This is a genomic window from Curtobacterium sp. NPDC090217 (assembly GCF_044746705.1).
Taxonomy (GTDB): Bacteria; Actinomycetota; Actinomycetes; order Actinomycetales; family Microbacteriaceae; genus Curtobacterium.
The window spans coordinates 82,559-107,183 of record NZ_JBIVCR010000002.1; the positions used below are offsets into that span (position 1 = coordinate 82,559).

General features: G+C 71.5%; 26 protein-coding genes and 1 riboswitch. Of the genes, 10 read left to right on the top strand and 16 right to left on the bottom strand.

Features of this window, described 5'->3' with window-relative positions; translation table 11 throughout:
- Window positions 1–37 precede the first annotated feature (37 nt).
- A complete protein-coding gene (locus ACIPJ2_RS08080) occupies window positions 38–3,505 on the top strand; it encodes a bifunctional proline dehydrogenase/L-glutamate gamma-semialdehyde dehydrogenase (protein ID WP_402728387.1) in 3,468 nt (1,155 codons plus the stop codon).
- A gap of 181 nt (window positions 3,506–3,686) precedes the next feature.
- Entirely contained in the window at window positions 3,687–4,127 is a 441-nt protein-coding gene (locus ACIPJ2_RS08085) for a VOC family protein (RefSeq protein WP_402728388.1), read from the top strand.
- A gap of 39 nt (window positions 4,128–4,166) precedes the next feature.
- Here ACIPJ2_RS08085 and ACIPJ2_RS08090 read toward each other — a convergent pair whose 3' ends face one another.
- The 5 genes from ACIPJ2_RS08090 to ACIPJ2_RS08110 form a co-directional block, all read right to left on the bottom strand.
- The gene (locus ACIPJ2_RS08090) at window positions 4,167–4,598 is read right to left on the bottom strand and encodes an acyl-CoA thioesterase (RefSeq protein ID WP_402728389.1); all 432 of its coding nucleotides are present in this window, start codon (window positions 4,596–4,598) and stop codon (window positions 4,167–4,169) included.
- A gap of 20 nt (window positions 4,599–4,618) precedes the next feature.
- Entirely contained in the window at window positions 4,619–5,272 is a 654-nt protein-coding gene (locus ACIPJ2_RS08095) for an ABC transporter ATP-binding protein (RefSeq protein WP_402728390.1), read from the bottom strand.
- Window positions 5,269–7,236: a hypothetical protein gene (locus ACIPJ2_RS08100; RefSeq protein ID WP_402728391.1), complete on the bottom strand. Its 1,968-nt coding sequence runs from the start codon at window positions 7,234–7,236 to the stop codon at window positions 5,269–5,271. Before ACIPJ2_RS08100 ends, ACIPJ2_RS08095 begins: the two co-directional genes overlap by 4 nt.
- 55 nt (window positions 7,237–7,291) lie before the next feature.
- Window positions 7,292–7,684, bottom strand: a complete 393-nt coding sequence (locus tag ACIPJ2_RS08105) for a lactococcin 972 family bacteriocin (protein ID WP_402728392.1) — start codon at window positions 7,682–7,684, stop codon at window positions 7,292–7,294.
- Between the two features lie 92 nt (window positions 7,685–7,776).
- Entirely contained in the window at window positions 7,777–8,319 is a 543-nt protein-coding gene (locus tag ACIPJ2_RS08110; RefSeq protein WP_402728393.1) for a QsdR family transcriptional regulator, read from the bottom strand.
- Between the two features lie 47 nt (window positions 8,320–8,366).
- Here ACIPJ2_RS08110 and ACIPJ2_RS08115 point away from each other — a divergent pair, with 47 nt between their 5' ends.
- On the top strand, window positions 8,367–9,560 hold the full coding sequence (locus ACIPJ2_RS08115) for an acyl-CoA dehydrogenase family protein (protein ID WP_402728394.1): 1,194 nt from the start codon (window positions 8,367–8,369) through the stop codon (window positions 9,558–9,560).
- A 13-nt stretch (window positions 9,561–9,573) separates the two neighbouring features.
- Here ACIPJ2_RS08115 and ACIPJ2_RS08120 read toward each other — a convergent pair whose 3' ends face one another.
- The 5 genes from ACIPJ2_RS08120 to ACIPJ2_RS08140 all read right to left on the bottom strand — a co-directional run bounded on the left by ACIPJ2_RS08120 (window position 9,574) and on the right by ACIPJ2_RS08140 (window position 13,326).
- Window positions 9,574–10,452, bottom strand: coding sequence for a patatin-like phospholipase family protein (locus ACIPJ2_RS08120; RefSeq protein WP_402728395.1), 879 nt, complete (start codon window positions 10,450–10,452; stop codon window positions 9,574–9,576).
- Window positions 10,453–10,695: 243 nt separating this feature from the next.
- The gene (locus ACIPJ2_RS08125; RefSeq protein WP_402728396.1) at window positions 10,696–11,430 is read right to left on the bottom strand and encodes a S1 family peptidase; all 735 of its coding nucleotides are present in this window, start codon (window positions 11,428–11,430) and stop codon (window positions 10,696–10,698) included.
- 84 nt (window positions 11,431–11,514) lie between these two features.
- Window positions 11,515–11,850, bottom strand: coding sequence for a helix-turn-helix domain-containing protein (locus ACIPJ2_RS08130; protein ID WP_402728397.1), 336 nt, complete (start codon window positions 11,848–11,850; stop codon window positions 11,515–11,517).
- 46 nt (window positions 11,851–11,896) lie between these two features.
- Window positions 11,897–12,925 (bottom strand): NADPH:quinone reductase, encoded by a 1,029-nt coding sequence (locus tag ACIPJ2_RS08135; RefSeq protein ID WP_402728398.1) that lies wholly within the window; start codon window positions 12,923–12,925, stop codon window positions 11,897–11,899.
- Window positions 12,926–12,942: 17 nt separating this feature from the next.
- Window positions 12,943–13,326, bottom strand: a complete 384-nt coding sequence (locus ACIPJ2_RS08140; protein WP_402728399.1) for a winged helix-turn-helix transcriptional regulator — start codon at window positions 13,324–13,326, stop codon at window positions 12,943–12,945.
- A gap of 100 nt (window positions 13,327–13,426) precedes the next feature.
- Here ACIPJ2_RS08140 and ACIPJ2_RS08145 point away from each other — a divergent pair, with 100 nt between their 5' ends.
- A complete protein-coding gene (locus ACIPJ2_RS08145; protein WP_402728400.1) occupies window positions 13,427–14,074 on the top strand; it encodes an NAD(P)-dependent oxidoreductase in 648 nt (215 codons plus the stop codon).
- A gap of 131 nt (window positions 14,075–14,205) precedes the next feature.
- On the opposite strand, the gene ACIPJ2_RS08150 is transcribed toward ACIPJ2_RS08145, so the two are convergent.
- On the bottom strand, window positions 14,206–15,531 hold the full coding sequence (locus ACIPJ2_RS08150; RefSeq protein WP_402728401.1) for an MFS transporter: 1,326 nt from the start codon (window positions 15,529–15,531) through the stop codon (window positions 14,206–14,208).
- 119 nt (window positions 15,532–15,650) lie between these two features.
- Between ACIPJ2_RS08150 and ACIPJ2_RS08155 the strand changes: the two genes are divergently transcribed.
- Window positions 15,651–16,508 carry a LysR substrate-binding domain-containing protein gene (locus ACIPJ2_RS08155; protein ID WP_123653040.1) on the top strand — a complete coding sequence of 286 codons (858 nt, stop codon included), beginning with the start codon at window positions 15,651–15,653 and terminating at the stop codon, window positions 16,506–16,508.
- Between the two features lie 233 nt (window positions 16,509–16,741).
- Here the strand turns inward: ACIPJ2_RS08155 and ACIPJ2_RS08160 are convergent, their stop codons facing one another.
- Window positions 16,742–17,806, bottom strand: coding sequence for a hypothetical protein (locus ACIPJ2_RS08160; RefSeq protein WP_402728402.1), 1,065 nt, complete (start codon window positions 17,804–17,806; stop codon window positions 16,742–16,744).
- 155 nt (window positions 17,807–17,961) lie between these two features.
- Between ACIPJ2_RS08160 and ACIPJ2_RS08165 the strand changes: the two genes are divergently transcribed.
- Window positions 17,962–18,930, top strand: a complete 969-nt coding sequence (locus ACIPJ2_RS08165; protein ID WP_402728403.1) for an aldo/keto reductase — start codon at window positions 17,962–17,964, stop codon at window positions 18,928–18,930.
- Window positions 18,931–18,946: 16 nt separating this feature from the next.
- On the opposite strand, the gene ACIPJ2_RS08170 is transcribed toward ACIPJ2_RS08165, so the two are convergent.
- Window positions 18,947–19,636 carry an NADPH-dependent F420 reductase gene (locus ACIPJ2_RS08170; protein ID WP_402728404.1) on the bottom strand — a complete coding sequence of 230 codons (690 nt, stop codon included), beginning with the start codon at window positions 19,634–19,636 and terminating at the stop codon, window positions 18,947–18,949.
- Window positions 19,637–19,645: 9 nt separating this feature from the next.
- On the opposite strand from ACIPJ2_RS08170, the gene ACIPJ2_RS08175 reads away from it, so the two are divergent.
- The 4 genes from ACIPJ2_RS08175 (at window position 19,646) to ACIPJ2_RS08190 (ending at window position 21,565) form a co-directional block, all read left to right on the top strand.
- Window positions 19,646–19,942, top strand: a complete 297-nt coding sequence (locus ACIPJ2_RS08175; RefSeq protein WP_281264140.1) for a GNAT family N-acetyltransferase — start codon at window positions 19,646–19,648, stop codon at window positions 19,940–19,942.
- A gap of 20 nt (window positions 19,943–19,962) precedes the next feature.
- Window positions 19,963–20,424 (top strand): VOC family protein, encoded by a 462-nt coding sequence (locus ACIPJ2_RS08180; RefSeq protein ID WP_402728405.1) that lies wholly within the window; start codon window positions 19,963–19,965, stop codon window positions 20,422–20,424.
- 119 nt (window positions 20,425–20,543) lie between these two features.
- Entirely contained in the window at window positions 20,544–21,044 is a 501-nt protein-coding gene (locus ACIPJ2_RS08185; RefSeq protein ID WP_402728406.1) for a MarR family winged helix-turn-helix transcriptional regulator, read from the top strand.
- Entirely contained in the window at window positions 21,041–21,565 is a 525-nt protein-coding gene (locus ACIPJ2_RS08190) for a metallophosphoesterase family protein (RefSeq protein ID WP_402728407.1), read from the top strand. The genes ACIPJ2_RS08185 and ACIPJ2_RS08190 overlap by 4 nt, the downstream gene beginning before the upstream one ends.
- On the opposite strand, the gene thiD is transcribed toward ACIPJ2_RS08190, so the two are convergent.
- From thiD to thiM, 3 genes are all read right to left on the bottom strand, one after another.
- Complete coding sequence (gene thiD / locus ACIPJ2_RS08195; RefSeq protein ID WP_402728408.1) at window positions 21,472–22,989, bottom strand: bifunctional hydroxymethylpyrimidine kinase/phosphomethylpyrimidine kinase; 1,518 nt, start codon at window positions 22,987–22,989, stop codon at window positions 21,472–21,474. The two genes, ACIPJ2_RS08190 and thiD, sit on opposite strands and share 94 nt — an antisense overlap.
- The gene (gene thiE / locus ACIPJ2_RS08200) at window positions 22,986–23,639 is read right to left on the bottom strand and encodes a thiamine phosphate synthase (protein ID WP_402728409.1); all 654 of its coding nucleotides are present in this window, start codon (window positions 23,637–23,639) and stop codon (window positions 22,986–22,988) included. The genes thiD and thiE overlap by 4 nt, the downstream gene beginning before the upstream one ends.
- Window positions 23,636–24,487, bottom strand: a complete 852-nt coding sequence (thiM, locus tag ACIPJ2_RS08205; protein ID WP_402728410.1) for a hydroxyethylthiazole kinase — start codon at window positions 24,485–24,487, stop codon at window positions 23,636–23,638. Before thiM ends, thiE begins: the two co-directional genes overlap by 4 nt.
- Window positions 24,477–24,572, bottom strand: a riboswitch (TPP riboswitch). Its footprint overlaps the gene before it by 11 nt.
- Between the last annotated feature and the right edge of the window lie 53 nt (window positions 24,573–24,625).

Here is a 24,625-nt window from a genome sequence, read left to right on the forward strand (position 1 = left end):
CTTCCGCTACCGAAACGCGGAGCAGCACACTGATGCCATGACCGACGTCCAGCCGCACGCCGACGCTGCGCCCACGACCGACCACGACCTCCTCGCCGACGAGTCCGTCGCGCTCGTCAGACAGTGGCTCGCCGAGGCGGAGACGTACCCGGTCGACGGGTCCGCGAAGCAGCTCGCCGGGGTGCTCGCCGACCCGAAGGGCCTGGCGTTCGCCGTCGGCTTCGTCGACGGCGTCGTCCGTCCGGAGGACCTCGGCGTCGCAGCACGTCGTCTCAAGCAGATCGCGCCGGACGCACCCGGGTTCCTGCCCAGCGCGCTCCGCGGACTGGTGCGCCTCGGTGGCGGACTGGCACCGAGCCTCCCGGGTGTCGTCGTCCCCATCGCCCGACGCGTGCTGCGGAACATGGTCGGCCACCTCATCGTCGACGCGACCGATGCGAAGCTCGGTCCGGCCATCGCGAAGATCAAGCAGGACGGCGTCCGGCTCAACGTGAACCTGCTCGGCGAGGCCGTGCTCGGTGAGCGCGAGGCGTCTCGACGCCTCGACGGCACGCACAAGCTGCTCGCGCGGGACGACGTCGACTACGTGTCGATCAAGGTCTCCTCGACGGTGCACCCGCACTCGCCGTGGGCGTTCGACCACGCGGTGGACGACATCGTCGACAAGCTCCGCCCGTTGTTCTCGCGGGCAGCGGCCTCGTCGCCCGCCAAGTTCATCAACCTCGACATGGAGGAGTTCAAGGACCTCGACCTGACGATCGCGGTCTTCACGAAGCTCCTCGACGAGCCCGCGTTCCTCGGGCTCGAGGCGGGCATCGTCCTGCAGGCGTACCTCCCCGACGCACTCTCCGCGATGCAGCAGCTGCAGGAGTGGTCCGCCGCTCGTCGCGCCCGTGGCGGTGCCGCGATCAAGGTGCGCCTGGTGAAGGGCGCGAACCTGCCGATGGAGCAGGTCGAGGCCTCGGTGCACGGCTGGCCGCTCGCCACCTGGCACACCAAGCAGGACTCCGACACGAACTACAAGCGGGTGCTCGACTGGGCGCTCACCCCGGACCGGATCGCGAACGTGCGGGTCGGCGTCGCCGGGCACAACCTGTTCGACGTCGCGCACGCCTGGCTGCTCGCCGGGGAGCGCGGTGTCCGCGACGGCATCGAGTTCGAGATGCTGCTCGGGATGGCACAGGGGCAGGCCGCCGCGGTCCGTCGCACGGTGGGGTCCCTGCTGCTGTACACGCCGGTCGTCCACCCGGGTGAGTTCGACGTCGCGATCGCGTACCTGATCCGTCGGCTCGAAGAAGGCGCGTCGCAGGACAACTTCATGTCAGCGGTGTTCTCGCTGCAGTCCTCGCCGACGCTGTTCGAGCGGGAGGAGTCGCGGTTCCGCGCGTCCCTGGCGCCGCTGTCGCTCCCCGGTGGGCTCGACGCGCCGGATTCGCACCGTGTTGCCGACCGGTACGCCGCCGTCGGCCGCCCGGCACCAGGCCACTTCGAGAACACGCCGGACAGCGACCCGTCGGTCGCCGCCGTGCGCGAATGGGGTGCGGCGATCACCGCTCGGGTCGAGTCGTCGACGCTGGGCGAGTCGGCCGTCCGGGAGGCTCGGGTCGAGTCGGAGTCGCAACTCACGTCCGCCCTGGAGCGCGTCCGCGCCGCTGGTTCCGTCTGGGGGACCTGGTCCGGTCCGGCGCGTGGCGCGGTGCTCCACGCCGTCGGCGACGCGCTCGAGGCGAACCGCGCTGCCCTCGTCGAGGTGATGGCGTCCGAGACCGGGAAGACCATCGACCAGGCCGACCCCGAGGTCTCCGAGGCGATCGACTTCGCCCACTTCTACGGCGAGCTCGCGGCGTCGCTCGACGACGTCGACGGTGCGACGTTCTCGCCGGCTGCGCTGACCCTCGTCACGCCGCCGTGGAACTTCCCCGTGGCGATCCCCGCCGGGTCCACGCTCGCCGCGCTCGCCGCCGGGTCGGCCGTCGTGCTGAAGCCCGCGCCGCCCGCTGCCCGGTGCGCGGCCGTGCTGGCTTCGGTGATCGACACGGCGCTCGACGCGATGGGCGCGCCCGCCGACGTGCTCGCGTTCATGGACGTTCCCGAGTCCTCCTTGGGGGAGTCGCTCGTGTCCTCGCCGCTCGTCGACCGCGTGATCCTGACCGGCGCGTACGAGACGGCGTCGCTGTTCCGGTCGTTCCGGAAGGACCTGCCGCTCCTCGCCGAGACCTCTGGCAAGAACGCGATCATCGTGACGCCGTCGGCGGACCTCGACCTCGCCGTGAAGGACGTCGTGGCGTCGGCGTTCGGGCACGCGGGGCAGAAGTGCTCGGCGGCGTCCCTCGTGGTGCTCGTCGGCTCGGTCGCGAAGTCACGGCGCTTCCGGTCGCAGCTCCTCGACGCGGTGTCGTCGCTCACGGTCGGCTACCCGACCGTCCCGACCTCGCAGATGGGGCCGGTCGTCTCGCCGGCGGAGGGCAAGTTGCTCGAGGGGCTGACCACGCTCGAGCCCGGGCAGCGCTGGGCCGTGCAGCCTCGGCAGCTCGACGAGTCCGGTCGTCTGTGGAGCCCGGGCGTGCGCGCCGGCGTTGCGCGCGGTTCCGCCTTCCACCGCACGGAGTACTTCGGCCCGATCCTCGGCATCATGACCGCGTCGACCCTCGACGAGGCGATCGACATCGTCAACGAGGTCGACTACGGCCTCACCTCGGGGCTGCACTCGCTCGACCCGTCGGAGATCGGCACGTGGCTGTCGCGCATCGATGCGGGCAACCTCTACGTCAACCGCGGCATCACCGGGGCGATCGTGCGCCGGCAGCCGTTCGGCGGGTGGAAGAAGTCGGCCGTCGGTGCCGGGACCAAGGCCGGCGGCGTGAACTACCTGTTCGGGCTGGGCTCCTGGGCTCCCGCTCCGGCAACCGCGGGTGCTCCCGTGTCGGCAGCGGTCGCGGCGTTCGTCCGCGACTCCGGTGTCTCGTCGTCCTCGGTGTCCCGAGCCGTGGCGTCCGACGAGCTCGCGTGGACGTCCTTCTTCGGGACCGCGGTGGACGTGTCCGCGCTGTCGGCGGAGCGGAACGTCGCGCGGTACCTGCCGTACCCGGGCGTGCACGTGCGGGTGGCGTCGTCGTCTGCGTCCGGGACGTCCTCGTCGGACGATCTGGTTCGTGTCGTCGCTGCTGCGCTCCGAGCGGGGACGATGATCGACGTCTCCTCGGTGGGCGACGTGCCGGCTGCGATCGCCGCGCTCGACTGTGTGCGGTCGGTCACGTCGTCGGAGTCCGACGCGGCGTTCGGGGCTCGCGTGGCCGCAGGCCCGTCGACCCGGGTGCGCCTCATCGGCGGGTCCGCGTCGTCGCTGTACTCCGCGGTCGATGGGCGCCCTGACATCGCGGTGTACGCCGAGCCGGTCACCGAGGCCGGGCGCATCGAGCTGCTGCCGTTCCTCCGCGAGCAGGCGGTGTCGATCACCGCGCACCGTTTCGGCACGCCGAACCACCTGACGGACGAGCTGCTCTGACGCCGGGGCCGGCTGGTCCCTCGCGTCTGCTGCCGGATCGCGCCCCCGTGTGGACATCGCGCCCCGTCCTGGCGGGGCGCGATGTCCGTACCGGGGCGCGACGTGTCTGCGGTTCGTGGGCGCTGTCCGGTCGGCGCGCGGGCACGGGGCGCTCCGAGGGAGCGGGCGTTGGGTCGGGCTCATGACAGAACCGTTCGCCCGTCCCTCCGCCCTCGCCCATGTCCGCGTCACGGTGACCGACATCCACCGCAGCAAGGCGTTCTACCAGCAGCTGCTCGGCACCGACCCGGCGATCGACTTCAGCGACCAGGTCGACGAGCCTGGCATCCTGCAGGACCGCGAACGCTTCTACGGCGGCAGCGTCTTCCGGCTCGGTGACCAGGTGTTCGGGCTGCGTCCCGTCGCACCGGCTGGGCAGCGGTTCGACCCGGACACGGTCGGACTCGACCACGTGAGCTTCGTCGTCGGCTCGGTCGACGAACTGCACCAGGCGGCCGCGCGACTCGACGCCGCGGGGGTCGAGCACGGCGAGGTGACGGACCTCGGCGACGCCGGCATGGTGATCCTGTCCGTGCAGGACCCCGACGATATCAACCTGGAGCTCGCCGCGCTGAAGGGCTGACGGCCCGCGCGGCGCAGGCGACGATCGCCGCGGACGCGGTCAGGCGTCGACGGACACCATCGTCGACGTGACGAGCGCGCGGAGGGACTCCGGCAGGGGGATCGGGCGGCGGGCACCCTCGCGGTCGATGATGACGTGCGCGAACTCACCCGTCGCGAGCAGCGCACCGTCGGACTGCCGGAACAGGCCGAACTCCCACGACAGGCTCGTGTTCCCGAGGTGCTTGGAGCGCATCCCCACCTCGATGACGTCCGGCCACACGGCGGACTCGACGAACCGGCAGCTCGACGAGACCAGCACGGCGATCCACTCCGACGTGAACGGGTCGAGCCCGGCTTCCGAGCGGAACCAGTAGGTCGACGCGTTGTCCATCGCGCTGTAGTAGATCGTGTTGTTCACGTGCCCGAACATGTCGTTGTCGTTCCACCGCGTGGGGTAGGTGCGGCGGAACGGGTACTCGTCGATGGTCATCGGTCTCCGATCGGTGACCCTCATCCTCTCGGAGAAAGGTCGAGCCCGTCGTCAGCCCACGCCATGACGGCCGGGTCGTGCGTTGCCACGACGATGGCCGCGCCGTCATCTCGGAGTTCGGAGAGCCGAGCGAGCACCTCCGCGCCGGTGGTCACGTCGAGTGCCGCGGTGGGCTCATCCGCGAAGACGACCGGCGGCCTGCGGATGAAGAGTCGTGCGAGTGCGAGGCGTTGACGCTCACCGCCGCTCAGGGTGTGTGCCTTCGCTCCCTCCGCACGGTTCAGCCCGACAGACGACAGCGCGGCACGTCGGAGGAGCGCGCGGTCGCGGCGCTTCGTCGATGATCCGATGAACGCGACGTCGAGGTTCTGCCGAACCGACCAGTTGTCCTCCAGCGCGCTGTTCTGGAACAGGTGACCGATCGTCGATCGGAACAACGCCGAGCGCTGCCGCCCTCGGACGTTCGTCACATCGTGACCCTCGATCTCGATCGTGCCGGTGTCGAGCGGCGACAGGAGCCCGAGGCAGCGCAGCATCGTCGACTTCCCGCTCCCGCTCGGCCCGGTGATGGCGAGCGAGCTGCCGGCTGGCACGGCGAACGTGACGTCGGACCACAGCGGTGTCCCGCCGTGCGCCTTGCCGAGTGACGCAGCACGGATGGCTTCGTTGCTCATCGCAGTTCCTCCTTGTGAAGCCGTCGGGCGATCGTGACCGACACGAACAGGATGTCGACTGCGGCGCTCGCGAACACCGACGGCGCGCTCACCTGTGGTCCGGCGACGATGAGGGCCACGGTCGTCGCGGCGATGACCGTCAGTGGGAGTGCAAGGACCGGGGCCGCGGCGACGGAGAGCCGACGGCCGTACAGGAGCCCGATCATCGTGCGGCGACTCCGGATCATCGTGACCGCGCGACCGGTGAGCGCGGCGGACCACAGGAGCACGAGGAGGACCACGATGAGCGCCGCGACCGCGTATCGGAGCCCACGGTCGATCACGGCGGATCGGTAGGTCACGAAGTCCCGCAGCGGCTCGATCGTGGCGACACTGCGGGTCAGCCCGTGCGCCTCCAGGTCTGACCGCAACGCAGCTTCGTCGGTGAAGACGATCTCGCCGGTCGTCATGTTCGAGGTCAGGTAGTTCTCCGACATGGAGACAGTCGAAGCCGGCACGACGGCGACGACGGGAGACTCGAGCGTGCTGGTCGCCGCGATGTCGTCCGTGGCGTAGTCGAACACCCGACCCTGTTCGACACGGACCTCGTCGATGTCGATCGTGGTCGGGATCGCTCCGGGGTCGGTCGAGTTCTCGCGTTGGAACGACAGGAAGTCCCGCCACGCACGACGCTCGCCACCCGTCAGTCGCACACCTTCCGGGACGAGCAGGGTGAGCGCGTCGGGATCGAGCTGCGCCGGGACCACCCGGCTGCCAGCGGGAGAAAGGATCGGCTGCTCCCGCAGGTACTGCGCGTTCACGATGAGGACGTTGCCGTCGTTCGGATCATGGCGCGTCGGGTCCGGTGCGATCGGGTGGTCGGCGAGGATCGCAGACCCGGTGGCGTCCAGACGCGTGTACACGCCAGCCAGTCCGACCTCGGCCGCGTCCAACTCGGCCAACGACGACTGGAACCGCAGCTGAACGTCGTCGAGCGACGTGCGCCACATGCCGCGCTCCGACGTGTCGAGCCGTGCGAGCTCGACGCTGCGCCACGCGGAGGCGGCCGCTCCGGATGACAGCGCGAGGGCGACGACGTTGCCGACCATCGCGACGACGAGCAGGGTGCGCCACGGACGCTCGCCGGCGATGCTCCGGGTGATCGAGTTGGCGGGAACCACCGCCGTGGCGAGCGTGACGAACGCCAGGATCGCCCCGGACGCGACGATGCCGAGTCCTGCGGTGACGACGAACGTCCCGAGTCGAGCCCCACCGTTGACGATCGTGAGCACCGTGGCTGCGAGACCGATGCCGGCGAGACCGCAGACGACGACGCGTGCGGCGATCGCGACGGCATCGAGGCTCGCGGACCGCAGGACGCCGCGACCGTGGGAAGCGGCGATCGCGACGGCGTTGCGGCGGGAAGCCTGCCAGCCGGCGACACCGATCATCATCGCGACCACGAGACACCCCGTGAGTGGGACTGCGGGGACCTCGCTGACGATCCAGAGCGAGACGAAAAGCGGCGACAGCGGGTTCACCGTCACAGCGACGCCGGCGTCCGACATCGAAGCCGCAAACGCCCGCGCGGACACGCTGCCCGCATCGGTGACGTACATCCCGTTGATCTGATCATCGGGAAGGTCTGCGATCGGCCGGAACGTGGTGACGAGCGTCGGATCGAAGCCCGCGACATCGTGGTCGAGTGCACCGAATCCGCGAATGGCTCCGCGGTTCGTGACGTACTCCGTTCGCCTGACGCCGGTTCCGGAGTCGGTTCGCTCTTCCTTCAGGACGGTCATGTCGTGCTCGGCGGCGAAATCACCGACAAGGCGCTGGAAGGCGCCGTCGTCGGAGGCGTCGGCGTCCCAGACGGTGATGATGTCGGTCGAACCGGCGGGCGCGAGGTCGTCGAGGACTGCTGTGACGAGGAACGCGAGCCCGAGGACGAGCGCGACGGTCCCCGCGATGAGTGTCCGGAACATTTCGTCGGAGCGGCCCCCGGATCGTCACCGATCCGGGGGCCTGGTCCTGATCGGTCTACTTGACGAACCGGTAGTAGGCGTTGTTGCCGGCGAAGGTCTTCGTGATGGACGACTTCGCCGTCGCACCGCCCGCGGTGTCCGGACTCCGTGAGACGTGGCCCTGGCCGTTCTGGACCGAGGATCCGTGCCTCCGGGACGCGTGGTAGAAGTTCGAGAACGCCGTGTTGTTCGGGCCGTTCGTCCCATACGTCCACGAGCCGCCGCCCTCCGGCGTCACCGTGTAGTTCGGTGCGATGGAACCGACGGACGGCATCGCCACGCGGTGTTCCTCGAGGACCGGGTTCGCGGTCGTCGTCGCGGCGACCGGAGTCGCGCTCGCGGCGGTCGGTACCGCGAGCGCACCCGCTGCGGCGAGAGTGACTGCGGCTGTGATGAAACGAATTCGCATGATTCCCCAATCTGGTGGCGTCATCGCTGACGCGGACGGACCCCCTGGTCCGGCACTGGGAAACGTAGCAGAAAAATTCCTCCGCTGATACGTCAGATACGCAGCACGTACGAAAAGGTCGCTCGGGCTCGTGCGGGGTCTGGGGTCTCGCCGGAGATGAGGTCGGCGTAGGTGAACGACTCGGAGATCCGCACGAGCAGCCGCGCGAGCTCCTCGGCGGACAGCGGGGACGGGTCGAACGAGTCCGCCACCAGCGCCGTGATCGCGGTGACGAGCCTGCTCTGGACATCGCTGTCCGAGGTGGTGAGGAGCCGCAGCGCACGGGCGGGCTCCCTCGTCAGGAACGCCCGGAAGTACGGCGCGGCGATGAGGTCGGCGGTGAACCGGTCGAGCACGTCGACAACCCGCTCGGCACCGGATTGCGCCGCCGATCGGGAAGCGGCGTCGAGCGTCGGGACGGCGAGGGACCAGAGGATCTCGGACAGCAACCGGTCACGGTTGCCCACCCACCGGAACAGCGACGTGCGGTCCACGCCGAGCGACGCGGCCAGGGCGCCCATGTCGATCCTGGACCCGGCGATGAAGGTGTGACGAGCCTCCCGGAAGGCGCGCAGCGCGGAATCCGATGTGTACACGCGAGCCTCCCTTGCAACGTTTCCGAGAATGATGCATCGTTGGTCCCATGTCAACGACGACGCCCACCACGACCCTGCTCGAATCGGACTTCTACGGCTTCGCGCTGCAGCTGACCGACCAGGAGCGGGCGTCGATCGGGCGACTCCGGGAGTACCTCGAGCGCGACGTCGCGCCCATCGCCGACGAGTACTGGGCGCGCGCCGAGTTCCCGATGCAGGTCATCACGCCGCTCGCGGAACTCGGCATGTACGGGCCGGGTGTCCCGCTCGTGCGGCAGTTCGAGAACTCGGCCGTGTACCGCGGGTGGGCGGCGCTCGAGCTCGGTCGCGTCGACGCCAGCGTGGCCACGTTCATCGGCGTCCAGTCCGGCCTCGCGATGAACTCGATCGCCGTCGCCGGCAGCGACGAGCAGCAGCAGGAGTGGCTGCCTCGCATGGCCGCCGGCGAGCTGATCGGGGCGTTCGGCCTCACCGAGCCGTACTCGGGCAGCGACTCCGCGAAGGGGTTGCGTACCACCGCGCGGCGCGAGGGTGACGAGTGGGTCCTCGACGGCGAGAAGCGCTGGATCGGCAACGCCACGTTCGCGGACGTCGTCGTGATCTGGGCGAAGGACGTCGCGGACGGGCAGGTCAAGGGCTTCCTCGTCACGACGGACACCCCCGGGTTCACCGCGACGAAGATCGAGGACAAGATCGCGCTCCGCGGCGTGCAGAACGCCGACATCGTGATGCAGGGCGTCCGGGTCCCCGAGTCCCGCCGGCTGCAGCGTGCGACGTCGTTCCGCACCACGGCCGAGGTGCTCCGCCTGACCCGTACCGAGGTCGCGTGGCAGGCCGTTGGCATCGCGGTCGGCGCGTACGAGGCGGCACTCGCGTACGCTCGCGAACGGATCCAGTTCGGCAAGCCCATCGCCGCGCACCAGATGGTGCAGGACCTCCTCGTGAAGTCCCTCGCGAACATCACGGCGTCGATCGCGCTCTGCACCCAGGCGTCGGGGATGCAGGACGCCGGCGTCGGCGGCGACGAGCACTCGGCGCTGGCGAAGGCGTTCGCGACGGCGCGGATGCGCGAGACGGTCGCATGGTGCCGCGAGGTGCAGGGCGGCAACGGCATCGTGCTCGACAAGGGCGTCGCGCGGTTCTTCGCCGACTCCGAGGCGATCTACTCGTACGAGGGCACCCGCGAGGTGAACACCCTCATCGTCGGACGGGCGATCACGGGCCAGGCCGCGTTCGTCTAGCCGCCGCGTTCGTCTAGCTCGCGGCCCAGAACTCCGCGATCCGGTCCGCGATCGCGGAGGCCTGCGCGCGACCAGCCTCGGCGCTCGGTCGCTGGGTCGACAACGACAGCGAGTTCGCGCCGAACGCCTGCGTCGAGGCGCTGTCCGCGACGACGACCTCGACGCTCGACCCACCCGCGCGGAGCGCCTCGACGGACTGGTCGAGCCACGGCCCGAGCGGAGACGGAGCCTCGGGGCCGCAGGCGATGACCAGGACGCGCTCGTACCCGGCGGCGACGTCGGCGTTCGTCGCCGAGCGCATCCCGCCGTCGATGTACGGCCGCCCCTCGATGTGGACGGGTGACCACACGAACGGCACCGAGCAGCTTGCGGCGACGGCGCGGGGGAGCGGGACACCGTCGGCAGCGGTGAGGACGTGGAAGGTGCCGTCGGTCGCGTCGATGGTCGTGATCGCGAGCGGGCGGTCCGGCCACGTGGTCGACGGCAGGGTCTCCGAGAACGTGGCGGCGCGCTCGTCGTCCGACTGCCCGGCGGTCACCTGCTGCGCCGCGTGGCCGAGTCGTGCGCGGCCGTCCTGCTCGGAGGTCGCGCCGGCGAGCACCTGCCCGATCTGCTGCTGGATCGCCTCGCCGTCGATGACGCCGGGCTCCTCGTAGCTCGTCGGCAGCGGCGCGATCTGCTGCTCGAACGCGCCGCGGACACTCCCGCTGCGCACGAAGGTCCCGACGACGCTGCCGGCGCTGGTGCCCACCACGAGGTCGGCTGCGGCGAGGTCCACGCCGGCGTCCTCGAGTGCCGAGAGGACCCCGAGCTCCCACGCGATCCCGGCGACTCCACCACCTCCGAGGACGATCGCTCGGGTTCCGGCAGCGGGCGGCGCGAGTTCGCTCATGCACCATGCTTACCAACCCGCGGGGCCCACGACCGGCGAGCGGGCGAAATACCCGGGTGGGCATGCGTGCCGACCCTGGTATTTTGCCCGCTCGCGGGAACGCATGCCGCCGCCGGAATGCCGATCAGGACGGGCGGCGCGGACGGGCGCGATCCACGGACGGACGGGAGGCACGGTGCGGGCCCGCACCGTGCCTCCCGTCCGACCTGCGGTCGCGTCCGACGACGCGACCCGGCCTGCCGGCTACAGGCCTGCGGTCTGGGCGATCCAGTCGCCGCTCTGCGACAGGATCGCGTAGTTCGACCCGGCGTTCGTGTTCGAGCCCGGGTCGGCGACGTCACCGGTGGAGCAGACACCGACGACCTCGCCGCCGACGATGAGCGGCCCGCCGGAGTCGCCGTGGTTCGACGCTCCCGAGATCCCCGTCACGTGCTGCGCGTCACCGGAGTACGCGTCCGTGGAGTGCCCGGAGAGCGACACGCTCGCCTGGTAGAGCCCGTCGGTCGGCTCGCTGTCCGCCCGGTTGCCGTAGCCCATGATCGTGCCCGTGCCCGACGTCTTCGTCGCGTAGCCGAGATCGAGCTGCGCGTACGAGCTCAACGTGACCGGGGTGGAGAGGTGCACGAGGGCGATGTCGCCCTCGGGTGCGCTGTACAGCTCGTCGGCGGCGGTCGCGGGGCCCCGGTCGGCGGTGCTGTTCGAGTGGTAGACGTTCATCGCGGTGGTGCCGTCGACGCAGTGGTTCGCGGTGAGGACCCACTCGGCGTTGAGGGCCTCGCCGGTGCAGCCGTAGCTGGCGGTGCCGCCCTGCTGGAAGACGAGCTGCACCTCCCACGGCGTGTCCGGCGCCTGCTCGCCGCCGATGACCTGCGGCGACGCGGTGGCGGCGTTGGCGGTGGTCGCGCCGAGGGACCCGCCCACCAGGGTGAGGGCGGCGGCTGCGGTGATGGTGAGTGCTCGGAGAGCGTGATGCTGCATGACGATTCCTCTCATCGAATGTCATGCCATCGTGCTGTGCCCCCTGTTCGAGGGACAAGTCGGGTCTGTTGTGGACCCGGTGTGTCACCCGTCCGCCTGGACGGTGGCTCCGTTCGACCGGGCCGAGCGGGCGAGGGCCTCGAGTTTGTGGCTCAGCTCGAAGCGCCGTTCCTCCCGCCGGTGCACCAGGTACTCGGCGTGCACGAGGGCGTGCAGGAGGCGGTACGCCGTGGGGAGCGGGAAGCCGAGGACCTCGGCGATCTCCTTGGCGGTGGCGCTGCCGCGTTCGGCGACCGCCTCGAGGATCGCCAGGGTCTTCGCGACGGTCTGCACGCTCGAGTCACGGGCGGGTTTCGGGGTGGTCTCGCGGGTGGTGGAGCCCGAGGTGACGGGGTGGAGCGGATCGACACTGATGCGCATTGGTCGATGCTCCACCCATCACACCCGCGATGGCAAGAACGTGCCGCTACTCCGGCTGCACGTCGATGAGCACCTTGCCGACCGTGTCCTGCTCGACCGCGTCGTGTGCCCGAGCGGTGTCGGCGAGATCGAACCGGGTGATCGGCAGTCCGGCGTCCACCCCGACCGGCAGGACTCCGTCGTGCAGTGCCTCGGTGACGTCCTCGGCCGCAGCGGTCAGGGCCTCGTCGCCGATCGTGTAGAGCAGCAGGAACTGGTACCGGGCGTTGACGCTCATGTTCGGGCGGATCGGGAGCGTGGCGTCGTCGCCGCCGTTGTTCGCGTAGATCGACACGACGCCGTGGTTCGCCAGGACGTCCGCGACGAGTGCGGCGTTCTGCGGGATCGACACCTCGACGACGATGTCGACGCCGTCCGGGGCGATCTCGCGGATCCGGGCGGCGGCGTCGTCCTGCCGGTAGTTCACCGTGTGGTGCGCACCGGCGGCCGTCGCCAGCGCGGCCTTCTCGTCGGAGCTGATCGTCGAGATCACGGTCGCGCCGGCCCACCGTGCGAGCTGGATCGCCGCGTGCCCGACCGCACCGGCGCCGCCCGCGACGAGCACGGTCACGCCGTCGAGCGCGCCGGGTCCGAGGCGCGAGGGGCCCTCTTCGTGCGTGGTCAGTGCCCGGTGCGCCGTCATCGCGGGGACGCCGAGCGATGCGCCGACGTCGAACGAGACCCCGTCCGGGAGTCGGACCGCGCGGGCCGCCGGGACGACGGTGTACTCCTGTGCGGTGCCGGTCGGGCGGCTGGCGGCGGACATGTAGAGCCACACCCGGTCACCGACGGCGAGCTCGTCGACACCCGGGCCGACCGCGTCGACGACGCCGGCACCGTCCTGGTTCGGGGTGATCTCCGGGAACGGCAGTCCGTCGCCGTACGTTCCGCCCTGTCGCGCCTTCCAGTCCGTCGGGTTCACGCCGGAGACGACGACGCGGACCCGGACCTCTCCGGCGCCTGGGTCCTGCGGCTCGCGGTCGGCGAGGGAGAGGACGGACGAGTCACCGGGCTTCGTGTAGACAATCGATCGCATGCCTCCACGCAACCACGTCAGCGCCGGGGAGATTCCGAACGTGCGGTGTCGTACTCGTCACGCGCGACCTCGACCGCGGCCATGTGCGTCGTCGCCCATCGCTCGAGCGGCTCGAGCACGGTGCGGAGCGATCGCCCTGCGTCGGTCAGCTCGTACTCGACGTGCGGCGGGATCTCGGGGAACACCGTCCTGGTCACGAGCCCGTCGCGCTCGAGGGCCCGCAGGGTCTGCGTGAGCATCTTCTGCGACACCCCCTGTACGCGGTTCGCGATGGCGGAGTACCGCTGGGGTCCGTCCGCCAGGGTGCCGATCGTCAACACGCTCCAGCGGTCGCCGATCCGGTCGAGCAGCTGCCGGCTGGGACAGTCGGCCGCGTACGGGCTGTACTCGAGTGCACTCACGACGACCTCCGTTACGCACCACGAGGTGCCTACTTACCAAAAGAGAGTAACGGCCCTAAGGTGAGTCAGGCAAGCACGCACCACCACGAGAGGAACACGCATGTCCACCATCGTCGTCTTCGGAGGCACCGGGTACGCCGGCTCCGCCATCACCCGTGAAGCGCTGTCCCGCGGCCACCAGGTCGTCGCCGTCGCCCGCGACACCACGAAGCTCGAGCCCGCCGAGGGCCTGACACTCGCGCAGGGCGACGCGTTCGACGCCGCCTTCGTCGCCGAGGTCACGAAGGGCGCTGACGTCATCGTCGTCGCACTCCACGCGGTGCAGGCCGACGGCAGCGAGCTCAAAGACCGCTTCCAGCCGTTCGTCGACGCCGCCGAGGCCGCGGGGGCACGCCTCGGGATCGTCGGCGGTGCCGGGTCGCTGCTCGTCGCCGACGGTGGCCCCCGACTGTTCGACACGGCCGAGTTCCCGGACGCGTTCAAGGGCGAGGCGAAGAGCCACGGGCAGATCCTCGACGACCTCCGTGCATCCGACACGTCCGTGGACTGGTTCTACGTCAGCCCGGCAGCGGCCTTCGGCGGCTACAACCCCGGCGAGCGTCGTGGCACCTACCGGACCACCGACGATGTGCTCCTCACCGACGCCGAGGGCAACTCCGACATCTCGGGCGAGGACTTCGCGATCGCGTTCGTCGACGAGATCGAGACCCCCGCGCACCACCAGGCGCGGTTCGGCGTCGCCTACTGAGCATCGCGCCCGCGTACGAACATCGCACCCCGTCCTGACGGGGTGCGATGTTCGTTGCGGGGTGCGAGCCGGGACGGGACGACGGATCGGACGGGAGGCCCGGTGCGAGCCCGCCACGAGCCTCCTGTCCGTCAGCGGTGCCCGACGATCGCCGGGAGCGGCACGTGGTGCCGCATCCGGACGCCGAGGTGGAACCCACCGCGACGGGCGAGCACCAGGCCGATGACGGCCGCTGCCGCGGCCGGCACCCCTCCGGCGACGACCATGCCGACATGGGCGCCGAAGTGGTCGACGACCTGACCCATGAGCGGTCCACCGATCGCCTGTCCGCCGAGCAGCACGAGGATGTAGAGCGACATCACGCGGCCGCGGATCGCGACGTTCGACGACAGCTGCACCAGTGAGTTCGAGGCCGTCTGGAAGAGCAGCTGTGACATGCCGACCGCGACGAGCACCACGGTGAACGGCGCGATCACGGGGATGCTGCCCGACACGACGAGCAGGACCCCGGTCCAGAACACGCCGCCGACGATGGTGCGCAGCCGGACCACGGCGCGACGCGTGGACAGGAGGGCGCCGACGAGGGCACCGACGGCGATCGCCGAGTTGAACACGCCGTAGCCGCCGGCCCCGACGTCGTACACCTGGGAGGCGAAGGCGGACAGCAGGACCGGCATCGTCAGCGCGAAGACCGAGAAGAACGCGACGAGGACGACCGGCACGATGATCGTCGGCTTCCCGATCGCGTAGCGGAGCCCCTCGACGAGCTGGCCCTTCGCGCGTGGTGTCGGCGGGGTGCGGTGCAGCTCCGAGACGCGCAGGAACCCCAGCGTCACGACGACCGCGGCGCAGGCGACCGCGTTCACGCCGAACGACCACCCGGCGCCGACGGCGACGAGCAGCGCCCCGGAGAGCGCCGGGCCGATCATGCCGCCCAGCTGGAACACCGAGGAGTTCACGCTGATGGCGTTCCTGAGGTGTTCGTGGCCGACGATCTCGGTCACGAAGACCTGGCGAGCCGGGTTGTCGATGACGGTCACCATCCCGACCACGAAGGCGATCGCCCAGATGTGCCACGCCTGCACCACCCCGGCGAGCGTCAGCACCGCGAGCACTGCCGACAGCACCGCGAACGCGCCCTGCGTGATCATCATCAGCGCGCGCTTCGAGAAGCGGTCGACGATGACCCCGCCGAACAGACCGAAGAACAGCATCGGGGCGAACTGGCACGCGACCGTGATGCCGACCTGCGCGACCGAGCCGGTGAGCTGCAGGACGAGCCAGTCCTGCGCGATCCGCTGCATCCAACCGGCGGTCATCGCCACGAGGTTCGTCGCGGTGAACAGCCGGAAGTTCGGGACCGACAGGGCGATGAGCGTGTGCCGCCAGGGCGGTCGGGTGGCCTGGATCGGCAGGGGTTCGGTCGGCGGGTAGAGGGTCGTCGATGACGCGCTCACGGGGTGGGGTCTCCGGCTGTCGGTGGCGGAATCGGTACCCCATCGAAACTACTTGCGACGAACCCATTCGATCCCCGTATGGTTGCTATCACTCCATTGCGATGTCGAATGAGGTACGCGTGCTCGATCCCGTCCTGCTGCAGACCTTCCTCGCCGTCGCCGAGACGCAGAGCTTCACCCAGGCGGGGGCGCGACTCGGCATCAGCCAGCCCACGGTGTCCCAGCACGTCCGTCGGCTCGAGACGGCGGTGTCGCGGACCCTCGTCGCGCGGGACACCCGCGGCGTCAGCCTCACGGACAACGGGGACGCGATGGCCGGGTTCGCGCGGACGATCCTCGCGGCCCACGCGACGGCTGATGCCTACTTCTCCGGGTCGGCCACACGCGGGCGGCTCCGGTTCGGCGCGGCGGACGACCTCGCGATCACGCAGCTGCCGCGGATCCTCCGGGACTTCCGGCGGCTGCACCCCCAGGTGAACCTCGAGCTCACGGTGAACCAGTCGTCACCGCTCCTGCGCCGGGTGCACGCCGGGCAGCTCGACCTGGTGTTCATCAAGCAGACCGCGGGGGAGTCCGCCGAGGGCACCAGGGTCGCGACGGACCAGATGGTGTGGATGGCGCAGGACGGCATCGCCGTGGAGCGGGACGAGCCGGTGCCGCTCATCGCGTACCAGGCGCCGAGCATCAGTCGGCAGATGGCGATCGACGCGCTCGAGGCCGCCGGACGCACGTGGCGGATCACCTGCAACACGCGTGACGTGAACGGGGTGCTCGCCGCCGTCCGGGCGGGGATCGGCGTCGCGGTGTTCCCGCACTCGCTCATCCCCGCCGACCTCGTGAAGGTGTCGCAGCGCCTTGGCCTGCCCGATCTGCCGGCGGTCGACTACGTCCTCATCGCGAACCCGACCGTGCAGCGCGAGCCGATCGACGCCCTGACGAACGCGATCCTGTCCCGGGGCGTCGTCCGCGCGGTCTGACCCGCGCGTGCCCGCCTGGTCGCCGGGTCGGGGGGCATCGAGTGCGCGGAAGTGGTGGGCGCGAGGGGCGGGAGGTCCCCGTTTCGGCGCACTCGATGCTCCGACAGGGGCGCGGGAGCCGGAGCGGGCGCGGGGGAACCGAGTGCGCGGAAGTGGTGGGCGCGAGGGGCGGGAGGTCCCCGTTTCGGCGCACTCGATGCTCCGACAGGGGCGCGGGAGCCGGAGCGGGCGCGCTACGGGACGAGGGTGGGGGTCAGGCCCGAGCCGGTGAGGTCCGGCAAGGTCACGCCGGCCATCGGGAGGACGGCGGTCGCGACGGCCCAGAGCAGCGCGAGCGTGCCGACGCCACCGAGGACGGCCCCGAGGAGCGCGACCGGCCGCTGCCACGTCGCCGCCGGGTTCCGCAGGGTGGCGATCGAGAGCACGACACCGAGCACGCCGATCGCGACACCCGCCGCGTGCACGGACGCGGGGGCGAGGAACCACCACGCCGCGAGTCCGAGCGCCGCGATCCCGGCGACGGCACCGAGGACCGCACCCGGCGTCGCGCCGAGCGGGCGGCGTGCGGTCCGTTTCGTGGTCGCCTCCGCGTCGGACGGGAGGCTCGGCTCGGCCTGGGCGTCGACGGTCACCTCCGCCTCGTCACGGGTCGCGGCGCGGGTCGACTCGGGAGCATCCGTGACGACCGGGGCCGGAGCGGCCGCGGGCCCGGCTGCCGGGGCCAGGACGGCTGGTGCCGGTGCCTCGGTGATCGGGAGCGCCTGGGGGACCTGCTGGTGGGTGACCTGCTGGTGGGCGAAGCGTGCGGGGGTCCGGTAGCCGACGGGACCGACGGGAGCCGGTTCGGACCCCGCGACGACGACGTGCTCGAGCCCGGGCACCGAGAACCGCGGCTGCCCTGCCTGCGGGACGACGGGTCCGGCGGGCGCGGTCGGACGGGGTGCGGGCGCACCGACGAGCACGGGCGCGTCGATCGGGGAGGCGGGCGCAGTTGGGACAGGCGCAGTGGAGACGGACGCAGTGGGCGAGGGGGCGCCGACGAGCTGGTCGAACGGCACGGTGTGCACGGTCGGCGACGTCGGGGCCGGCGGGAGGTGCTCCTCCACGGGTGGGTAGTCCGGCGCGACGGCGTCCGGATCGAGCACCGCGGCTGCGTCGGGAGCGCTGGACGGAGCCGGGGTCGTGGCGGCGGGGACCTGCGGCGGGGTGGGCTCGACCGTCTCGGGGACGGGTGCCGAGGCGGCGGACGCGGGTCGGGCCTCCTGATCGGCCGCGCCGTCGACGAACGGGGTCGTCACCCAGGCAGGGACGGGACGGCGGGGTCGTTCGGAATCGGGTAAGCGATGCGACGCCACTGTTCGGCTCCCTCCGTAGGCTGATCCATCGTCAGTTCTAACGGCAACCGGTGCCGGTGTCGCAGCCCCAGTTCCGGGGACGCCGGTACGGTCGGAGCATGGCAGCGATCGAACACCGTCCACTCGGCCCCTCCGGGCTCGTCGTCTCCACCGTCGGCCTCGGCTGCAACAACTTCGGCAGGCCGGGCACGGTCACCGAGACGCAGGACGGCACCGACGCCGTCGTGCACGCCGCACTCGACGCCGGCGTGACGCTCCTCGACACCGCCGACATCTACGGCGGGACCCCCGGGCAGTCGGAGTCGATGCTCGGCAAGGCGATCGCCGGACGTCGCGACGAGGTGGTCCTCGCGACGAAGTTCGGCATGGACATGCGTGGCGCGAACGGACCGGACTGGGGCGTCCGCGGGTCCCGGCGCTACGTGCGGCTCGCCGTCGAGTCGTCGCTGCAGCGCCTCGGCACGGACTGGATCGACCTGTACCAGATGCACCGGCCGGACTCGGTGACGCCGATCGAGGAGACGCTGTCCGTCCTCGACGACCTGGTCCGCGAGGGCAAGATCCGCTACGTCGGGCACTCGAACTTCGCCGGGTGGCAGATCGCGGAGGCCGAGCTGACCGCGTCGATCGCCGGCACCACGGCGTTCGTGTCCGCGCAGAACGAGTACAGCCCGCTCGCCCGCGGCGCCGAGGCCGAGGTCTTGCCGGCGGTCCGCGCGTACGCGCTCGGGTTCCTGCCGTTCTTCCCGCTGTACAACGGGCTGCTCAGCGGCAAGTACACCCGCTCCGGCGGCCCCGCCGACGGTCGGCTGTCGAAGCTCAAGCCGGAACTCCTCGAGAGCGCGCCGTGGGACGTGCTCGAGGAGTACCAGGGCTTCTGCGACGAGCGCGGCGTCACGATGCTGCAGGCGACGTTCGCGTGGCTCCTGGCGCAGCCGGGGCTGACGAGCGTGATCGCGGGTGCGACGAAGCCCGAGCAGATCACGCAGAACGTGGACGCCGGCACCGCGTGGACGCCGAGCGAGGACGACATCGCCGAGATGACGGTGATCTTCGACGCGGCGTGATCGCGGCCGTGGAGGCTCACATGTCGCGGTAGCGCTTCGCGTCGGCCACGGCCTGCTCGAGCTCGACGACTGCGTACGGCTTGACGTAGCCGGGGGTGTCGCGCTGGATGCGCCATCCCTCGGCGAGCGGGCCGATGTCCACCGGGTCGAAGCCGAACTCGTCGAGCAGGTCCGACACGACGCGCTTGGCGTCGGCGTCGTCGCCGGCGACGACGAGGGCACGGCGACCGGCGGTACCCGTGGGCGTCCCGGCCGTGGTGAGGTCGCCGGCCATGATGTGGTTGAAGGCCTTGACGACGCGGGCGCCCGGCAGGTGGTCCTGCAGCAGTTCGGCCGTGGTCGTCGTCTCGTCGTCGAGCGCCGCGATGTGTCCGTCGCGCTGCGGGTAGTAGTTGTTCGTGTCGATCACGACCTTGCCGACGAGGGGCTCCACGGGGATCGTCTCGATCGCCGCGAGGGGGGTCGTCACCACGACGAGGTCCCCTGCTGCCGCCGCTTCGTCCCGCGTGACCGCCCGTGCCCGGTCGCCGAGCTCGGACACGAGGTCCGCCAGCGTCTCCGGTCCGCGCGAGTTCGCGATCGCCACGTCGTACCCGTGCTGCACCGCCAGTCGTGCCAGCTGTCCGCCGATGTTGCCTGCTCCGATGATCCCGATGGTCGTCATGCCTCCATGCAACGCCGTGCCCCTCGGTGCATTCCGAGGCATGATGGCGGCATGGCACACGAGTTCCGCGACGAGGCAGACCGCTCGAGGTACGCGATGTACGTCGACGGCGCGCTGGTGAGCGTGCTCGACTACCGCGAGAACGACGACGCCGTCGCGTTCCCGCACACGTACACGGTCCCGGCGCACCGCGGGCACGGCTACGCCGCCGAGCTCGTCGAGTACGCCGTGGCCGACGTCGAGTCCAGGAACGACAAGCGCATCGTCCCGATGTGCTGGTTCGTCGGCAAGTGGTTCGACGACCACCCGGACAAGGCACCGCTCCTCAGCCGCAGCGTCGCGGACTGAGCCCGACGACAGGACCCACCGTGCGACAGATCGTCCCCTTCATCTGGTACGACGGGCAGGCCGAGCAGGCCGCCATGTTCTACACCTCGGTCATCCCGGACTCGTCCGTCGACCACGTCGAGAAGCTCCCGGACGGGACGACCCTGGTGGTGGAGTTCCGCCTGGACGGCCAGCCCTACCGCGCGATGAACGCCGGCCCGGGGCACCCGCACACCGACGCGATCTCGTTCCAGGTCGACGTGGAGGACCAGGCAGAACTCGACCGCATCTGGGACGCGTTCGTCGACGCCGGCGGCACCCCGGTGGCGTGCGGCTGGATCACGGACGCGTGGGGCGTGTCCTGGCAGGTGACCCCGGCGGACATGGGCGAGATCATGAGTGCCGGGGGCGACCAGGAGGGCGCGGCACGGGCGTACCAGGCGATGCGGCAGATGGTGAAGCTCGACATCGAGGCCCTGCACGCGGCAGCACGCGGCGACTAGCCCGGCTGCGGGTTCGCGCAGACCGTCGGCGGATCGCGCACTGCTCGGCGGTTCACCGGGGTCCAGGGTTGTACCCCACCGGTATGGTGACGGGCACGGAACGACAGGTTGGAGTCAGGATGGACCACCCGAGGTCCGACGTCCGGGACGCTGACATCGGACGCGCCTACACCGAGCTCTCCCGGATCACCCGGCGGGCGAGCATCAGGGCCCGCGGGGACGACGCCGTGCTGAGCATCGTCGACCAGTCGCTCGTCGACTTCGTCGTGCTCCACCCCGGCTGCATGGCCATCGACATCGCCCGGTACCTCCGCTTGAACCGGTCGACGATCTCCCGGCAGCTCGCCGGGCTGCTCGCCGCCGGGCTGATCCGGACGACCGACGGCGGCACGGGGAACGCGAAGCCGCTCGAGGCGACCGACGAGGGACGCGCGGCACTCGCCCGATCCGTGAAGCTGCACCGCGACGCCCTCGACGAACGGATCGCGAGCTGGTCGGACGACGACATCGCCCTGCTCGCCGGGCTGCTCGAGCGGCTGGGCGCCTCGGACGAGGCCGGTCTGCCGATGCCGGCCCGGGCGACGGACACGGACGTGGACCCGGACCTGCCGAGGGCATGACGACCTCGATCGTCCTGCTGTCGGACACGCACCTGCCGAAGCGGGCGAAGGACCTCCCCGCCGGGTTGTGGGACGACATCGACGCCGCGGACCTCGTCGTGCACGCGGGGGACTGGGTGGACCTGGCGACGCTCGACGCCGTCGAGGCGAGGGCCGCGCGGTTCGTCGGGGTCCGCGGGAACAACGACGGCCCCGAGTTCGACGACCGGCTGCCGCTGGTCGCGCACGTCGACGTCGAGGGGCTCCGGTTCGCCGTCGTCCACGAGACCGGTGCGGCGACCGGCCGCGAGCGTCGTGCGGCAGCGGCGTACCCGGACGTCGACGTGCTCGTGTTCGGGCACTCGCACATCCCGTGGGACACCGTCGCACCAGGGGGCCTCCGCCTGCTGAACCCCGGCTCGCCGACGGACCGTCGGCGCCAGCCGGATCACACCTGGATGCGCTGCACCGCCTCGGACGGGTCGCTCGACGTCGAGCTCGTCCGGCTGGCGCCGAGGTCCCAGGGCATGCCGAGCTCGTAGGGCATCAGGAAGAACGCCAGCTCCCACCGGGTCGACTCGCGGAACGCCCGGGTCATGTCGCCCCGCACCGCCGGCGTGGCCGCGAGCGCGAGTTCCTCGACGAGGTCCGTCGCACGGGCGCTCGACGCCGCGAAGTCCGGGCCACCGTAGGCCGCGATCCAGTCGGCGAACGGGTGTCCGACCGGTGCGGTGCCGAGCTGTGCCCCGACCCACGCGTACACGCGGAAGCAGGGCAGGACGGCGGCGGCGAGCACGGCCACGTCGGGGTGCGTCGCGGCCGCCGCCAGGTGCGCGAGGTAGCCCGCGCACGTCGGGTGCACCGGGTCGTCGGCGTGGGTGCCGGCGAGTCGGCGGTGGTGCAGGGTGGCCGCTTCCTCGCCGCAGCCGGCAGCGGCGGCCTCCCAGAAGGCGGCATCGCTCCCGGTCGCGCGGTGCCCGATCGCCGCGAGGTGCTGTTCGTACGCGCGGAGGTAGTGCACGTCCTGCGCGAGGTAGCCCGCGAACACGTCCGGCTCCAGCGTGCCGTCGGCCATCCGCCGGATGAACGGGGTCGCGATCGTCGCGTCGAGCAGCTCGCGGACGTCGTCCCACCAGGCGTCGGTGAACCGGGGTGCCGGCAGGGCGGCGCGGACGAGCGCCCCGTGGTCGATCGGGCCGTTGCCGCTGCCGACCTCGAGTGCGTCCGCGCCGGCGAGCGCTGCCGTCAGCCAGTCCTTCGCCGTGCCGACGGCGACCTCCCAGTCGCCGTGCCGGGCGACGAGCGTCGCGATCGCGCTCGACAGGGAGCACCCGGTGCCGTGCGTGTTGGTCGTGTCCACCCGCCCCGCGGTGAACACCCGGACGGTGCCGTCCGGTGTGACGAGGACGTCGTCCGACCGGTCGCCGCCGGCGTGCCCGCCCTTCGCCAGCACGAGCACGTCCCACGCGGCGGCCACACCCCGTGCCGCTGCGATCGGGTCCGTGTCGTCGACACCAGCCAACCCGGCGAGCACGGCCAGCTCGGACCGGTTCGGCGTCACGAGGTCGGCCAGGGCGAACAACCCCGTCATCGCCCGCTCGGCGTCCGCGTCGAGCAGCCGGTCGCCGCTCGTCGCCACCATCACCGGGTCGACGACCACGTACGGCGGGCGGTTCGTGCGGAGCCAGTCGGTGACCTCGCCCACGACCGCGGTCGTGCCGAGCATGCCGATCTTCACCGCGTCCACGACGACGTCGTCCGACACGGCGTCGAGCTGGTCGCGCAGGACACGGACGTCCGGCACGTGCACCGACCGGACGCCGCGGGTGTTCTGCGCGACGACGGCGGTGACGACCGCCATGCCGTAGCCGTCGTGTGCGGCGATCGCCTTGAGGTCGGCCTGCAGTCCGGCACCGCCGGTCGGGTCGGTGCCGGCGATGCTCAGCACCCGGGGCGGCCGGCTCACCGCGAGCCGCCCCACGCAGCCACGTACGCCGCGGCCGCCGCGCCGGGGTCCGGTGCCGCGCAGATCCCGGAGACGACGGCGACCCCCGCGGCACCGGCAGCGCGCAGGGGCGCCACGTCGTCGAGGTCGACGCCGCCGATCGCCACGCACGGCACGTCCGTCGCGGCGGTGAGGCGTGCGAACCCGTCGTGCCCGAGTGCCGGCGGGTGGTCGGCCTTCGTCGCAGTCGGGTGGACGACACCGACGCCGAGCAGGTCCACCGTCCCGCGGGGGAGCCGGGCGACGACGTCGAGGTGTGCAGGGGTGTTCGCGGTCAGCCCGACGTGGGCGTCCGGACCGAGGAGCGCGCGCGCAGCCGTCACCGGGACGTCCGACTGCCCGAGGTGCACCCCGGCGACCCGGTGCCCGGCGTGCCGAGCGGCCAGGGCGACGTCGAGCCGGTCGTCGACGACCACGGCCGCACGGTCGCCCACCGTGTCGGCGACGGCGGCCGTCAGTGCGAGGAGGTCCCTCGCGCTCGCGTGCTTGTCCCGCACCTGCACGATCCCGACCCCGCCGTGCACGGCAGCACGGACCACGCCGAGCACCCCGTGTCCGTGCCGGTCGCAGAGCGTGCCGTCGGTGACCAGGTAGACACCGAGCCCGGTCATGCGGCGACCTCCTCGGTGATGCGTGCCGTGGCGACGACGTCGGCGGGTGTCAGCGACGCAAGCCGGTCGAGGAACAGCGGCTGGAACGTCCCGGGACCACCGGCGTCCCGCGCGGCGAGCTCCGCGGCGATGGTGTGCACCGCGGTGCCGGCGACGGTCGCGGCGAGCGGGTCGTCCGGGGCGACGGACGTGAACGCCGCGATCACGGCGCCGAGTGCGCACCCGCCGCCGGTGATCCGGGTGAGGAGCTCGGTCCCGTTCGCGATCCGGACCACCGTGCCGGAGCCGCCGGGGGCACCGGTGCCGGCCACCAGGTCGACGGGACCCGACACGGCCACGGTGCCCACGAGCCTCCCGGCAGCGTCGACGGCGGACGCACGCGCGTCGTCGGTGCCGGCCGTGCTGTCGACCCCGCGCCCACCGGCGGAGTCGCCGAGCAGCGCGAGGACCTCGGACGCGTTGCCGCGGAGCACCGTCGGACCGATGCCCAGCAACTCGCGGGCCAGGGCGGTGCGCACCGGGAGCGACCCGACCGCCACCGGGTCGAGGACCCACGGGGTGCCGTGCTCGGCCGCTGCGCGGGCGGCCTCGACGGACGCGGCCCGGGGCTCGGCGTGCGGCGTGCCGGTGTTGACGAGCAGTGCGTCGGCGACCCGGGCGAACGGACCGGCCTCGGTGGGGACGTCGACCATCGCGGCCGACGCGCCGAGTGCGAGCAGCACGTTCGCGGTGACGTTCTGCACCACCGAGTTCGTGATGCACTGCACGAGCGGTGCCCTGGACCTGACGGCCTCGAGCAGTTCGGCGGAGCGGTCGGCCCAGGCAGGAGCGGGCGCAGGAGTGTTCATCGGACGATCCCTTCGCGAGTACGAACTCGAGCAGGTTCGACGGGTGTGATCTCAGCCGCCGGATGCGGCACCCCGTGTCTTCGGACGAAACGGTACACGACGTCCGCGGTCACATGACGGGTGCCGTGTGACAGGCTT